Annotated in this window: 8 protein-coding genes; 4 read left to right on the top strand and 4 right to left on the bottom strand. The window is 41.3% G+C overall.

The window, feature by feature from the left end:
• Positions 1-15: 15 nt before the first annotated feature.
• The 4 genes from KZA12_RS03205 to cysM all read right to left on the bottom strand — a co-directional run bounded on the left by KZA12_RS03205 (position 16) and on the right by cysM (position 6,823).
• On the bottom strand, positions 16-2,571 hold the full coding sequence (locus KZA12_RS03205; protein ID WP_218689214.1) for a bifunctional (p)ppGpp synthetase/guanosine-3',5'-bis(diphosphate) 3'-pyrophosphohydrolase: 2,556 nt from the start codon (positions 2,569-2,571) through the stop codon (positions 16-18).
• 606 nt (positions 2,572-3,177) lie between these two features.
• Complete coding sequence (gene rlmD, locus KZA12_RS03200; protein WP_218689213.1) at positions 3,178-4,734, bottom strand: 23S rRNA (uracil(1939)-C(5))-methyltransferase RlmD; 1,557 nt, start codon at positions 4,732-4,734, stop codon at positions 3,178-3,180.
• A gap of 193 nt (positions 4,735-4,927) precedes the next feature.
• The gene (locus KZA12_RS03195; RefSeq protein WP_218689212.1) at positions 4,928-5,752 is read right to left on the bottom strand and encodes a 3'-5' exonuclease; all 825 of its coding nucleotides are present in this window, start codon (positions 5,750-5,752) and stop codon (positions 4,928-4,930) included.
• A gap of 117 nt (positions 5,753-5,869) precedes the next feature.
• The gene (gene cysM, locus KZA12_RS03190) at positions 5,870-6,823 is read right to left on the bottom strand and encodes a cysteine synthase CysM (protein ID WP_201621846.1); all 954 of its coding nucleotides are present in this window, start codon (positions 6,821-6,823) and stop codon (positions 5,870-5,872) included.
• Positions 6,824-7,107: 284 nt separating this feature from the next.
• Between cysM and KZA12_RS03185 the strand changes: the two genes are divergently transcribed.
• From KZA12_RS03185 to KZA12_RS03170, 4 genes are all read left to right on the top strand, one after another.
• Positions 7,108-10,596: an ATP-binding protein gene (locus KZA12_RS03185; protein WP_218689211.1), complete on the top strand. Its 3,489-nt coding sequence runs from the start codon at positions 7,108-7,110 to the stop codon at positions 10,594-10,596.
• Positions 10,597-10,718: 122 nt separating this feature from the next.
• Positions 10,719-11,531 (top strand): crotonase/enoyl-CoA hydratase family protein, encoded by an 813-nt coding sequence (locus tag KZA12_RS03180; protein WP_218689210.1) that lies wholly within the window; start codon positions 10,719-10,721, stop codon positions 11,529-11,531.
• A 176-nt stretch (positions 11,532-11,707) separates the two neighbouring features.
• On the top strand, positions 11,708-12,967 hold the full coding sequence (locus KZA12_RS03175) for a multidrug effflux MFS transporter (protein WP_373416574.1): 1,260 nt from the start codon (positions 11,708-11,710) through the stop codon (positions 12,965-12,967).
• 922 nt (positions 12,968-13,889) lie between these two features.
• Positions 13,890-16,136, top strand: a complete 2,247-nt coding sequence (locus KZA12_RS03170; protein ID WP_218689209.1) for an ATP-binding protein — start codon at positions 13,890-13,892, stop codon at positions 16,134-16,136.
• Positions 16,137-16,153 lie beyond the last annotated feature (17 nt).

Below are 16,153 nucleotides of genomic sequence, written 5' to 3'. Positions count from 1 at the left end.
GATAGCAAGGTGCTTTTAAACAACGGCACGCCGTGCATGCAATATTCCAGGCTGTTGTTCAAGTTTTGCCAATAGTTTGGATAAATGCGCCAAACCTGAGACTTCGATATGAAATTTTAAAAAAGCAATATTTTCATCGGTGCTAATAGTCTGAACTTGTCTGATATTGACATTTTCTTTATCAATAACTTGAGTCAAATCCCGCAGTAAGCCACGCCTATCGTAGGCTTCTATATGAATATCCACGGGCTGATAGCGACCTGATTTTGACTTCCAAGCAGCACTAATTTCACGTTCAGGATCGCGTTCGATCATGCGAATATATTCAGCGCAGCCACGATTATGAATACTGACACCACGCGATAAAGTGATATAGCCAGAAATAGGCTCACCGTGTACCGGGTGACAGCAGCCTGCTAAGTTAATCTCAATATTATCTAAACCATCAATACAGATTTTATAGGCATCTAGCTTACCGGTAGTTTTGGGATCAACACTAGGAGTAAACTCCTCCTCTGCTTTTTCAGGCTCTAAATGTAGCTGGCGTGAAACATGTCCCATCAGCTGATGAATACCAATCTCACCCGTGACTAAACCAACAACGATATCATCAGTATTATTGACATTAAAAAATTTCAGATAATCGTTTAAGTCGATACTATTAGGATGCAAAGATAGGCGTTCGAGCTCTTTACTAAGCATCTGTCGACCAATCTCAATATTCTTATCACGATCCTGCTTATTGAACCATTGACGTAGCTTTGAGCGGGCTCTATTGGTATGTATATAACCTAGAGCTGCCACTAACCAATCGCGATTCGGCTCGCGTGAGGACTTAGTAATAATTTCCACTTGCTCGCCGGTTTTAAGCTGGTAGGTGAGGGGTACATAGCGCTGATTCACTCGAGCGGCTTGAGCACGGTTACCAACTTGAGTGTGTACGTAGTAAGCAAAGTCGAGGACAGTAGCACCTTTAGGGAGCTCGGTAATATCGCCGTCACGACTAAATATATAAATACGTTCAAGTTCATCAAAGTCAACCGTTTGCTCTTCTTCATCCAGCTCAAATAGATCACTATTATCAATACCTTCACCGTTAGACACAGCGGTACGTGCCTGATTACGAGTCTCATTGTTTATAGATAGTAGCTGTCTTAGAGAGCTGATTCTTTGATTAAGGTAGTTGTCTTTTTTATTCTTAAGCCCCTCTTTATAGTTGACGTGCGCGCACATACCAAGCTCAGCTTCAAAGTGCATAGTATGAGTACGTATTTGCACTTCAAGAGACTTGTTTTCAGCAATAACGGCAGTATGGAGCGAGCGATAACCATTGGCTTTTGGATTGGTAATATAGTCATCAAACTGCTCAGGGATATAGCGCCATAAGCCATGGACTAGCCCTAAAGCATGATAACAATCTGAAGGGTTCTCAACTAATACTCGTAATGCGCGAATGTCATAGAGCTGATCAAAGGACAAGCCTTTAAGCTTCATTTTTCGATAAATAGAGTAGATGTGTTTGACGCGTCCTGAAACTTCACCAACGATATCAGCCGCTATTAAAGCGTCGCTTAGTTTATCCTCTACTCGTTGAATATAGTCTTCGCGCTCACTGCGCTTCTCAGATAGTAATTTAGCGATTTCTTTATAGCGCTCAGGAGCCAAGTAGCGAAAAGCTAAGTCCTCAAGCTCCCATTTAAGTTGCGCAATACCTAAACGATGGGCTAATGGGGCATAAATAGTCATAACCTCACGAGCAACACGCTGCTGACGCTCTTCATTAGAGAAGGAAAGTTCACGCATAGCAAAAGTACGCTCAGCCAGCTTGATCAGTACGACTCGCACGTCATTAGTCACTGAAATAAGCATGCTATAGATGTTAGACAGCTGATCACGTTGATTATTGGCGAAATGATCTTCTAAGCGCTTGTTACTCTCAATAATAGCTGACAGCTTGCCCATCGCTAAAGCATCTTTCACCAAACTGCTTATATCCGTACCAAAGCTCTTCTGAATATCAGCTAAACTGATAAGCGATTCACGGGCACTACGATAAAGCATTGCCGCGACTAGTGCGTCTTCATCTTGATAGAGGTAAGTCAATATATCGGTCATACCGATGCCGGTCACATAAGCACCGGATCGTTCAGATTCAGTAGTATTCATGCGGTTGCGAATAAATTCACAAGCCATTGTCAAATTCGGAACCGACTCTTGACCGATACGCTTGGCCACATTATCCAACCACATTGGCACATCGATATTGGCTTGATCTAAGTCAATATTTTCAGAAACGTCTGTGAGCAATGAGAGACTTTGTAAGTTGTTATTGAGGTACTCTTCATTCAATTGAGGATCATGACTATGATAGGAATGCTGCGCGGAACGATCAAAAGTGGTGTGCAGCTTATGAGTACTGAGCTGTCTCTTGATATCTAGTGGAATTTGAGCATAGCTATTGGCAGATTGGTGAGAACGTTGACTGGCCACTAGCTGCGCAGCTAATGACGCACTATCAGTCTCCGCTGTCTGCCCATCCATTAATGGCAATCCTTCACGAATTTTTACCATAGCTGACTCCTTTTGACCGAATTACTGCCGTGTATGTCGATTATTACTTTATATATATCGACTGTCCTTCAACCTATTACCTAGAGTCAGCGATCACATAAAACAGCGCAGTTGCTAAAGACAAAATCTTTTAGCAACTGCGATAAACTTACTTTTATATAGTGACGGTCGATAAAGTGATAGCAGTTAATACAAAAGTATTGATATTGAGCTTTATTTTTCTCTTTCTCTTCAAGTTAAGCAGTGGTTCACCATTGAACTGTTTACTTGTGAATGTACAACACAGCCTGTTCTTTATGAACTTCCTTAAAAAGTATTTCGCAAAAATATATATAAATCAGTCCATTTACCATTATATTTTTATTAGTATAGTGATAACTAATAATAAGTTAGTTTGTCACCCTTATTCAAGCAAGGGTCTGTAATTATTATACGTTAAAAGGTAATTTGAATAAATTATTTCGACCAACAATAATCGATTTTATTATAAAGTAGTATAATTTTTATTATATTAGCTTGTGCTTTAACTAAATAATAGTAATCGTTGCTTGAGCAGTAGCGGGTATCCACTACTGCTCAAGCCTTAGTATTGAAGCTACAGTGAAGCTATTTGGCCTCTACTTTTTCAAAGCGGGCAATTGATTCAACATGACCAGTATGACAGAACATGTCCATCACTCCTGCATGAGTGAGTCGATAGCCTTGCTCTAACAGCGCCTTAGTATCTCGAGCAAGGGTTGCTGGATTACAAGACACATAGACTATGCGCTCAGCATTGAATTTCGGTAAATACTGCATGATCTCCCAAGCGCCAGAGCGTGGTGGATCAATGAGGAGCGCATCAAAACCTTGATTAGCCCACGGCTTATCCGTGCAATCTTGAGTCAAATCTTGGCTATAAAACTCAGTGTTATTAATAGTATTGCGACGCGCATTATCAGCAGCTCGTAAAGTCATAGCTTCGCTGCCTTCAACTCCCACTACTGAGCCTGATTCGCCAACTAAGCGAGCTAATGGCAAACTAAAGTTTCCTAATCCGCTGAATAAGTCTAGTACTCTCTCACCGGGTTTTAGGTCTAATAAGTCACAAGCCAGCTTAGTCATCTGCCGATTAACAGACAGGTTTACTTGAGTAAAGTCAGTCGGAATAAACTCAAAGGTAAGATCGTATTCAGGTAACTGATAATACAGACGACCGAACTGTTGGCTCATATCATCGTTAGCCGTTAATGCAATGCGCTGGATACTGTCGACACCTTTAGATTGTAAATATAACTGCCAGTTACGCGCCGCAAAAAAGGTTTTGAGCTTATCTATATCCCCGTCAGACAAAGGTTCTAAGTTGCGTACAATCAATGCCACTGGTTGATCACCGTCTGGCAGTTCAGGGAGGTATTCGCCCATAGCTAGCTCTAACTGAGCAATTTTGTTACGACTCTCAAGGGTGCTGATTAGGGCTTTTAGATTTTCAATTTCAAAACCAATACGTGGATCTAGAATATGACATTCATTTAGCTCGGCTAAGAAATTACTCGAACGCTCACGAAAACCTACTAACGCTGTTTCCTTCTTAACTACATAACGTACACCCAATCTAGCTTTAGTTCGATAGCCTAAACGATCGCCAACTACTGGTGGTAGCCAAGTATCTGGCTGTATATTGGCTTGATGCAGTAACATCTCTGCTAAAACCGATTGCTTAAAATTAATTTGGGCCTCAGGTTGCCAATGTTGCAGATTACAGCCACCACAAACCCCAAAGTGAGGGCAAGGTGGTACAGCACGTTCAGGGTTTGGATTGGCAGTAACCTTAGTAGCATCCCCTTCCTCAAAACTGGCACGGCTATTGGTTATCTTTACTTCAACACTCTCGCCAGGTAGGGCAAAACTGACAAAGATTTTTTTGCCATGTTTGTCTTCAGTATGACCTGCTTGCGCATCGAAACCATTACCGTAGACCGCAACTCCACGACCATCATGTGATAATCCATCGATGGTAAATTGTAAGGGTTCAGCATCTTTTAGACGACGGCGTACCTTTGGTGAAGGCTTAGACTTTTTCTTGTTAGGCGGGGTAATAATTGCCTGACTGTCATCAGCAACGGTATTAGATTTAGTAGTCAAGCTATCTGCTACAGCAGTTTTTGAGTCGGTGGGTTGCATAAACCTGCCTATAAAATAAAGGGATGAAAAATGACCGCAATTTTAACATACAAAAGCGTTAAGATAATGATTGGCTGCTATAAAGTAAAAAACGGTAGGCCGATATAAATACAGTATATAAAAACTGTCACCGTACAACATTTTAGAGCGGGTTTTATTTGAGGCGTATCGAATATTCACAACTAGATACCGCTTATAGCTTTGGTAACGACGACCAGTTAGCCATAAAGTCTTGATGACGGGCGCTACCATCAGCTTGAGTAAAAGCCTTTAAGTAAGCAACACTTTGCTGCTGCCAGTAATCAAAAGCTGGTGAAGATAGTTTGCCGGTGAGGCGCAACCAACGTAAGTAAATCAGCCAAGTGTTGAGTACATCGGACTCACAATATATCGATAAGGTTTGCCAATCCTCAGCTGCGACTAAAGCACCAACCATACTGCCATCTACAGCCGTTTTACCGGGTAAACCGTACAAACTAGCTACTACGTCCATAGCTTCACGACGACTAGCGCCGTATTGGCTAAATCTATCCATTAGATCAAGGTGGCGGGTTTGGAAACGATTGACGTAATTATCAAAGCGCATGTTTTTGATACGCTCACCTTCTTCAAACAGCCAAGGCGCTGCTAAGTTATATTGCATAGCACGGTAGATAAGCACTGGGATATCAAATCCAGAACCATTCCAGCTGATCAGCTGCGGCAATTTTTCAACTTCACTAAAAGCTCGGAAAAACTTAGTTAGAATCTCTTCTTCACTGAACCTATCAGCCGTTAGAGAAAATAGGGATAACTGACCGTCTTTAATGTAGAGCGCAGAGATACAGACAATACGCTGCAATGGCAAACGCATAAAATCGTGGCCAGCTTCTTGCAGACGAATAGCCGTTAGCGCTGATAAAGTATCGGCATCATTGAGTTCGCTCAGCTGTGGATAAATGCGACGTGCGCCAGCAGTATCAGCGACAGTTTCAATATCAAAGACCAATACTGGATTAGCGGGTAGGGCATATGTCATAGATAGCTCTCTTACTAGTCACTATTTTCATTATTGTTAGCGGGCTTATTTATTAGCTGATCATTCACTAGTTTTAGCCAACTGACTGCCATAATAAATAGCAAATCAGTTAACTAGCTAGCCATTATCCAAGTCGTCGTTAATATTATAAAGACCCGTTGAAAGGTAACGATCGCCACGGTCACAGACAATAAAAGCTATGACAGCATTGGGATTATCCTTAGCAATCTGTAACGCTGCCCAAGCCCCTGCACCAGAAGACACTCCAGCAAAAATACCTTCAGTTTTAGCCATCTTGCGCATATAAACTTCAGCAGTGTACTGGTCGATATCCATAATTTTATCAACGATATCGGCGTCATAGATACCCGGCATATAAGCAGCAGGCCAGCGACGAATACCAGCGATAGAAGCTTCTTCATCAGGTTGTAAGCCGATAATTTGTACTGCTGGGTTTTGCTCTTTTAAATACTGTCCCACGCCAGTAATAGTACCAGTAGTCCCCATAGAACTAATAAAGTGAGTAATTTTACCGTCTGTTTGTTGCCATAATTCAGGGCCAGTAGTCAAATAATGCGCTTGTTTGTTATCGGGGTTATTGAACTGATCTAATACTATTCCTAAGCCATCGTTTTGCATCTGTAGCGCTAAATCACGCGCCGCTTCCATACCTTCATCAACTTCAATCAAAGTAGCACCATAAGCGATCATCGCATCTTTGCGCTCTTGGGTTGAGTTGGTTGGCATTAGCAAAGTTATAGGATAGCCACGCATGGCAGCAACCATAGCCAAAGCAATGCCAGTATTGCCACTAGTAGCTTCTATCAAAGTATCACCAGGCTTGATATCGCCACGCTGCTCTGCCTGATAGATCATATTAAAGGCAGGACGATCTTTTACTGAGCCTGCAGGATTATTACCCTCAAGCTTAGCCAACAGCTGTGCACCATTATTTATGTTTTCTAGTTCAGGTAAACGCTGCAGCTTGACCAAAGGAGTCTGACCTACGCAATCAGCAAGGGCAGTTGTTTGGGTAATAAAGTTGGTATTCGCTATGGTCGTAGACGACATGAGGCATCCTAAATTATCGTTTAATGAGTGTTATTAAGGGATAACTAACTGATCAGTTTTGTTTTTGCTCTATAATTTTAAAGACCAAAAAGTGCTGTGCCAGTATATCAGGTTGTTTTTCACTGCGCTTAAGGCAAGTACAATTATTGGTAACTGGCTTTTATTAACTGCGTTTATTGAACCACATCCAATGATAGGTTACTGGTTAGATAACTGATAAAATAATCGCTATAGTCAGCTTGTTAGTGATAACTACACAACGGTAAATGAGGTTTAAACATAGCATGACATACAAAAAACGCTTTAATACTAGTAGTGCTTATGGTCAACTTATTATATTAGTGTTTTTGCCGATATGCTTGTTAGCGGCAGTAGGTGGTATTTTGGTGTTTTACGAAACCATGCGTGCCAGCAACTCAGAACAAGAAGCCTTAGCTGAAGCGGTATTGATCCGCTATAAGCCTATGGTGACAGAGCTTATTCCCGATCTACAGTTTGGGATGTCATCGTCTGATAGTGACCTGACTAACTCTGATAGCAAGTCGCAAGAAGCAATGGCGACCCTAGCTGCTATTCGCGATAAGCTTAGTCGTATGCAGTCTGAGCAACATGTGCAGCGTATTGCTATTATTGATGAGGACAATAAAGTACTAGCTAGCGTTGGCTATGGGGTTAACGAAACTTGGCCAGCTGTAGACAGTAATCAACGTGCTTTATCTAAACAAGCGACCTCAGTGGGAACGGCTTACGGTAGTATGTTGGGCGAGTTTAAAGGCCAAAAGTTATGGCTGCTCATTGATATGGATAACGAGCCTTTATATATTGCGCGTTACCGTATTGCAATGGCCTTGGTTATTACCGGTTTATTCACCATATTGATATTACTACTCAGCCTTAATATCTATGCTAAGCGTTGGATTGCTCCTATCTATGAGCTACGCTTGCGCTTGCAACGTACCCATGTCGATAATCTATATAAGCCTATTCTGGTCGAATCTGACGGTGAGTTGAACTTATTACAACAGGATTTAGTCAAAGCCTTACGCCGTCTGCATAGTAGCTTTCAAGAGCTCAAAGATCATGCTGAACAAACCGAAGATGACTTGCGTTTGGCCTTTGATGAGATGGAGATGCAGAACATCTCTATTCGTAATGCACGCGATGTCGCTATTTCAGCTAGCGAGTCAAAGTCGGCTTTTTTGGCTAATATCAGTCATGAGCTACGTACGCCACTCAATAGCATTGATGGGTTTATTAACTTGCTGGCGCGCCACGGTGAGCTAAATTCTGAGCAAGATTTATATGTACAAACTATCCGTAAATCCTCAGCGCATCTGCTAGCTTTAGTCAATGATGTGTTGGATTTTTCTAAAATTGAAGCGGGTAAATTGCTCCTTGATAGCCACGAGTTTGATCTGTATGACACTATCTATGATGTCGTAGATATGCTGTCACCCGTCTCTGCAGAAAAGGGCCTACGTACTGCCGTATTGTTTTATAACGATGTGCCAATGCGTATCAATGGCGATGCCATGCGCCTCAAACAAATACTGACTAATATCGTCGGTAATGCCATTAAATTCACAGATAGCGGAGGAGTGGTAGTGCGAGTGAGCTTGGACGACTATCAAGAAAACTACCTTATGATTAGCGTGCAAGATAGTGGCAAAGGTATCTCAGAGTCGGATCAAAAAATGCTGTTCCAGAGCTTTAGTCAAGGTGACCCTTCTATTACTCGTCAGTATGGTGGCACAGGATTAGGCCTAGTTATTTCCAAGCAATTAACGCGATTGATGGGTGGTGATATAGGCTTTTATGACAATGCGCGCGAGAATATTGACAATCAAGGGGCGACATTTTGGTTTCGGATGCCCGCTCATGTTGACGTATTAAAAGCGGCGACTGGTCAGACTATTGCCTTACCAGTACTGGCACCTTTGGCTAGCGCTGCCGATGAGTTTCATGTGTTAGTTTGGATCAATCACACAGCTTCTAGACAAGTACTAAAAGCCAGCTTGCAAAACTTGCCGATCAAATTGACCCAAGCCAACTCTTTACCTGGGGTACTCGAATCGCTCAAGGAGCAAGGGAACTATTGGGATTGGGTGATCGTCGATAATGATACTCAAGATGACATGATGGCCTTGCTAAAACAAATTCGCTTACATTATCAAGGTAAGCTGGCGGTATTTGGTTATCAAGTTGCCGCTGATCAGGCGTTATTGACTCGTTATCATGCCAATATATTATATGAGCCGTTAGACAAGCGTCAGCTGTACGCTATGCTAGATACTCAAAAGAGCAATACCCCTATAAAAGCCCAGCTACCAACTTGGCAAGGGGTTACAGTGTTGGCAGTTGACGATCATTTACCGAACTTACTAGTATTGGACGCGCTACTGAGTGAGCTTGGTATTAAGGTAGTGACTGCTAGCAGCGGCTTTGAAGCTATTGAAATTATCAGTAAGCAACAGTCAACAAGCTCCCAAACACTTAAGCCTAAACCTGATAGCTTATCGAAAAAAACACAAATATCAAAAGCGGAAACTCGTGAGCAAGTCAGTAGTATGTCCATGTCACAAAGCACTAGTGAAGACAACCTACGTATTGAGGATAAAGACCGTATTAAGCTTATCTTTATGGATATCCAGATGCCCCGTATGTCAGGGCGTGAAGCTGCAGCACAAATACGAAAAATAGAGCATCCTGATAGTCATATTCCTATCATTGCCTTGACGGCACATGGTCTAGCCGATGAGCGTGATAAGCTCATTGCCAGTGGTATTGACGATTATGTAGGCAAACCTATCAGCCAACCACAGCTACTACAAATGCTGCAAAAATGGCTGGGACGTACTACTAATATCAATGCCGATGGTTTAGCAGCGCCTAATAATGAAACGCCAGTGACTAGTGTCAATATGCTTAAGCATAGCTTAGCTATAGATGAAGAACTAAGCGATGGCTATAGCGCTGAAGCCAATATGACTGGTAGTGAGAGTCGTATAGGGGTTAGCAGCATTAATAGTGATGTCAGTATGGCTACTAGTGCCAAAGACACAGCACTGCAAGCTGATAAAAGAATAGCTAGACCTTTAGCCCTAAAAAAGATTAGAGACGACTACTTGCGTGATAGCCAGCCAAATGATGGGTATTGGCATAAGACTACGCAAGCTCTGCAACCACGTAATCAAAGTCTGCCTAATGAACAGCAGCTATCAGAAATGAATACTGATGCAGAGCAAGGTTCGCCGTTGCATAGCCATCCTAGCCATCTCAGTCCTATGCTAGTCAATCAGTATGCCTCGCAGCAACCATTAATGGTTACTAATGAAAGTACTATATTAAAAGATAATTCAGACACTTTAAGTATTCTGGATTGGGAAGATGCTTTGACTCGTGCCGCAAACAAGCCAGATCTAGCTGCCAAATTAATTCTTATGATGCTGGAAACTATCGCTGATGAAAAAGAGGCACTATCGCAAGCGTGGCAGGCACGTGATCGCTATGAGCTAGCACAGATTGCCCACCGTATTTTAGGGGGCAGTCGCTATACTGGCGTACCTCAACTGCGCCAAACTAGCCAAAACCTAGAAGACAAGTGCCTACTAAACTTGCAACATACTACACCGGCACAATTTGCGATGCTCAAACCTTATTATGAAGCGCTTTTATTGGCATTAACTCGGCTACAAACGCTTGATTTGTCTTCTTATACTCAGCTGAACTACCATCGACTTAACGAAAATGATATGAACTGGAAAATGATTTAACGGTTTTCTTGAATGTAGGGTCAGTTATTGCTAAGGCTGTTTATAGCCAACCCTGCTATGATTTATGAGTTAATGAACTCAATTTATCGTTTATTGTTACTTATTCATTGTAAAGGATTGCCATGCACGCTGTTGCCTCCTATCAGTATCAAACACTACAAGTCACGGTCAACCAAGCTATCTTGACGGTGACTTTGAATCGGCCACAAAAAAAGAACGCTATGAGCTTTGCGATGATGGCTGAGTTAATCGCTGTGGCGACTAAGATTAGTAAAGATAAGGCACTGCGCGCGGTCATCATTAAGGGTGCTGAAGGCACTTTTTGTGCTGGTATTGATTTGAGTGATCTTAATCAGCCTAAAAACCAAGCTTATGCGCTGTGGCAACTGATTAAACCGCAACAAAGCTTATTTCAACGAGTATGTCTAGTCTGGCGTGAGCTACCTATTCCCGTCATTGCGGTACTAGAAGGCCACTGTATTGGCGCCGGGCTACAATTAGCGCTGGCATGTGATATTCGTATTAGTCATCGTGATTGTCAACTGTCAATCATGGAAGCAAAGTGGGGCCTAGTGCCAGATATGGGACTTACTCAATCAGCATTAGGCATCGTCCCTGCTGATATATTAAAGGAGCTAGCAATGACGGCTCGGGTGATTAGTGCTGAGCAGGCGCAAGCACTAAGTTTGGTTAGCCACTGTAGCGATGAGCCGTTAAAGCAAGCACAGGCTTTAGCTGCCGAGTTAGCCATGCGCTCACCTGATGCTGTATTAGCTAGCAAGCGTATTATCAATGCGATGTATCAACAGTCAGCCCTAACGCTGTACAAAGAAAAAGCTTGGCAAGTCAAATTAATGCTGGGAAGAAATCGTAAACTGGCTCTCAAAAAAGCTAAGGTAGCCGCTACTGAATTTAGCAAACGTCAGTTTAACTAGCCTCTGAGCTTTTATCTTGCCCATTATCAGCGCTTATTAAGTCTAGCCATTTACTCAGACTATACTTGATAAGCGCTTGCTACCTATTGAAATATAACTAGACAGTACGATATAACACTGTCTGGCTGCCTTTTTGTGCGCCTTGATAACTCCTTTACTATCAAATGGTCTCCGCTATGTCTGCTCCAAAACCTACTTTATCCTCTAACACTGCTGCTCCTACTAGAGTGCGCTCGGCGGAGCTGCCTGTCGCCTGGATTATGATGTTAGGACTTATTGTGTCAGTCGGGCCATTATCTATCGATATGTATTTGCCAGCGCTACCGGCTATGGCTGATAGCTTTGGGGTATCAACCGCATTTATGGCCAACTCAGTACCAGCCTACTTTATAGGTTTAGTATTTGGTCAGCTGTTTTATGGACCCCTTAGTGATCGGATTGGCCGCGTCAAACCCTTATACTTCGGTATGACGCTATATATAATTGCCTCTATAATCTGTGCTACTACTAATAATGAATACGTTTTGTTCGCTGGTCGTACGGTACAAGCACTGGGCGCTTGTGTAGGAGCAGTAGTGACTCGTGCAGCCATTCGTGATCGTCTTACTGCTAAGCAAACGGCCAAAGCCTTTTCTATCATGATATTGGTAATGGGTTTAGCACCGATATTAGCACCCTCTCTTGGGGCATTATTTTTACGGTTTTTTAACTGGCACTCCATCTTTTGGTTCTTAGCGGCTTTTGGTGCTCTGAATTTACTATTGACTAAGTTTTTCTTCTTTGAAACCTTGACTGAAGAGAATCGTAATGTGCAACCTACTAAAGAAGTATTGAGTCAGTACTGGGACTTGTTAAAGGATCCTACCTTTAGTTATCCAGCGATTGGCGGTGGCTTATTAATGGGCGCTATGTTTGTATACATTAGTGCCGCTTCTGAGTTAATCATGGATACTTATGGTATTTCAGCCACTCATTTCGGTTGGATATTTGGGCTTAATGCTGCTGGATTTGTAGGCTTAACGCAACTTAACCAGTGGCTTACTAATCGCTTCCGCATTCTGAGTATTTTGCGCTTTGGGGCGATGATGCAGGTTATTTCTGCTGCAGCCCTGTTCGTCATCGGTTTAGTCCTTGGCACCGATGCTTGGCTACCTTTAGTGTTGGCCTGTATCTTTTTCTGTATTGCCGGTTTAGGTCTGACCCAACCGAATGCCTCTGCTATAGCCTTAGCCTTTCAGAAACGTCGTGCCGGTATGGCCAGCGCTTTACAAGGCTCGTTGATGTTTTCAGTAGGTATTTTTGGTGGTTTATTACTGAACTTATTCCCCGTTAATCCGGTACTAAAGATCGGTACGGCCATGTTCGTACTCATGAGTTTGGGTTGCTATTTGATTTGGCAAATAGATCGCAATCTAACTCTTGATGATGCTGAGTAATAGGATCAAACCAATAGTTTCTTAATTAAAAGCAGTCAAAAAGTAGCCAACAGCATCCATAAATCAGCTAGATTTTGGATGCTTTTTTAGTTTTCGAGTTTCTGTTTTTATTCTGATGCCGTGCAATTAACGGTCAAATCCACAACCAATAAAACTTATTTTTTCTACTATCCGTTTTTATTTATACAGCCTTTATTAGCTACTATATAGGCTTGTATAATCAAAAAATAGTCAACTTAATTCTGTATTTTATAGGGCTAATCTAACAAATTATTAGCTAAATATCGACAAATATGGTTCATACATCTACCTTAATGGATATTTTTATCTCATAGATAATATTTGCTTTTATAAAATTAGTTCCGTATTATCGATTGTTAATTTATGTAATTAAAGAATAGTACCTATCGTCAATACCAATATATGGCAGTGAGGCAGGATTTGATAAAACTAGTTTTTTTAGGTGTTATAGACCTATTTTCATAGATTATCGATGCATTAGTGGTGTTTTATGATGCATTTATAGCTATATTTATAAACTGATAACAATGATTATTTTGGCGTTATTTATTTAATTAGCCTATCAATAGTTAGCTATTAGTTATTTTCTTACTAATATAGTGAAGATTATATAAATTATTTATTTAGATAATAATATAGATCGTCAGATACTTCATAAAAATTCTCTTTGAAAATGCCATAAAATAAAGATTGCCTGGAAATCGTTTTTAGTTGAGTATTTTGGTGTAGGTCTATAGTTCTAAATGAGTAGTAATAGCGGTTTGCAAACCCAACTGAATCGTTAAAATAATGAGGTTTTAAGGCTTATCATGATAGGAAAATAAAAATAAACACTCAAGAATTTGTCAATTATTGCACTTATTGCAATCTTTAAAATTTAATTTAGACAAGGAAGTCAATTATGGATGCATCGACACAATCGGGTACCAACACTCCTAAGAGTCGCTATACCTCAATTATTATCTCAGTCATTATTTTCTTGATTTTAATTTCAGGCATTTTGGTTACTAGTATCTATAACTCACTCAAAATCCTTGATTTACGAGCTGCAGTATCACTGAGTACCAATCTTCGAAGCGACATTCAAACCCTAACTCAAGATATATATCTACTCAACACTATGCGCAGCGGTCAACAGCCTGCTAGTGTTACGCAACCACAAGCTATAAAAGTTGCTAAATCCACTCAAGAAATCGATGAAAAAATTACCGTTCTAAAGCAGGGTGGTGATGTCAAGATTGGTGGCGATCAAGTCGCTTATGAAACTTTGACGAAGTCTGAACAGATAAAATTCGTTGAAGAAACCTCAAATCTATGGGCGCCTTACAAAGATCAGGCCATAAAGTTTGTAAGCTCGCCAATAGTGGTAAGTTCAAACTTTCTAAAACAGAGTTTTGGTAAGCCTACTGAAGGCATTTACGATAATGTTACTGGTCTTACCAATAATTTGAATAGTGAAAATGGTAAACGTGCTGGATTTTTGCGAAATATTCAAACTTTTGGTATCTCCTTTGCGATCTTATATTTCATTATCTTTGTATTATATTTTGTACGTAGATTGAAGGCGTCCGATGCAGAGCTTAGAGCGGCCCGTCGTGAGACTCAAGAGATTATGCAGACGGTCAATACTGGACTGTTCTTACTGGATAAAGATCTAAGTATTGGTCAGCAACACTCCAAAGCACTCACCACCATTATTGGGACACCAAGCCTAGCAGGTGAGAATTTTACTAACGTCTTACGTGGCCGTATCTCTGATACAGACCTCAATACCACGCAGCAATTTATTGAGCAGCTTTATAACCCTCGGGTTAAAGAAAAGCTAGTCGATGCTCTAAATCCTCTACATAAAGTCATGTTGCATAATGCCTCGAATGAAAAAGGGGCCAACAGTCGGTTTTTGGACTTTAAGTTTTCTCGGGTTTATGAAGGTAAAAGCATTGCGCGTATTTTAGTTAACGTCAACGATGTTTCAGATGCTGTTTACTTAGAGCAGCGTTTAGAAAAAGAACGTAACCAAAACGATATGCAAATCGAGATGCTTACTACTATTCTTAATGTTGAACCGACGATTATTAATGAGTTCATTAGCAATACCAAATTGTACATCGAAAAAATGAATAGTATTTTGAAAAATCCTGGCAGCTCACAATATGAGCTGGAGAATAAGCTGAAAGCGATCTATCGTGACATGCATAGCTTAAAAGGCGAGTCCTCTGCTCTTAAACTGCACGGCTTTACTAAAATCTCATCGGAAGCCGAAGATAAGTTGCAGGCGTTACAGAACCAAAGCCAGCTAGCAGGCAACGACTTCTTGGCTTTGGCTATTCACTTAGATGAATTATTAATGTTATCTGAGACTATCGAAACCTTAGGCCAACGTATAAATCGAGAATTACCTACTAGCGCTACTAGCAGTAAAAATAGCAGTGTAATTAGTAGCGATAATAGCAGGGCGGGAAGTGTAGTAACACTCAATGCCACAAAACCAGCTGATGATATTGTTGAAACCATGCCGCTAGTGGCTGTCACTAATGATCTAGATGAAGCAGACCTCGAATCAGGTATAGATATCGACTTAGACGATGAGCCAAACCGTCATCTCCTCTCTTATTATCAAGACTTTGCTCAAGATATCGCTGTAAGACAGGATAAGCAAGTACAGCTCAATAGCGAAACTTTAGCGAAAACCGTTATCCCTGAGCATCTCAGAACTTCAATCAAAGAGATCAGTGTGCAGTTATTACGTAATGCTGTAGTACATGGGATTGAAGCGCCTGCTGCTCGGCAGTTAGAGGGCAAACCTACTATCGGCATCATCGATATAGAAGTTAAAAATGAGGGTCAAGACTTCATCATCACCCTACAAGATGATGGTCAAGGTATCGACTACGACAGTATTCGTCACAAACTAGTGGCAATGAATCGTTATAGCGTAGAGCAGGCTAGCAATTTGAATCGCACTGACCTGTTAAAGCAGCTTTTTTCTTCTGGGTTCTCTACTAAAGATGACGCAGATGAAGATGGTGGTCGCGGTGTTGGCTTGGATATTATCAAAGCTCAAGTCAAAGAACATGCTGGTAAGCTCAATGTAAAAAGTGAGTGGGGTAAGATGACGCGCTTTGTCATTACCTTACCAGCAGCTTAATAAAGGATAATAAGTGC

It is taken from the genome of Psychrobacter sp. BF1 (genome assembly GCF_019279065.1).
In the GTDB taxonomy this organism is placed as follows: Bacteria; Pseudomonadota; Gammaproteobacteria; order Pseudomonadales; family Moraxellaceae; genus Psychrobacter; species Psychrobacter urativorans.
The sequence above is the reverse complement of the archived record's forward strand: the minus strand, read 5'-3'. Positions and strand labels throughout refer to the sequence as shown.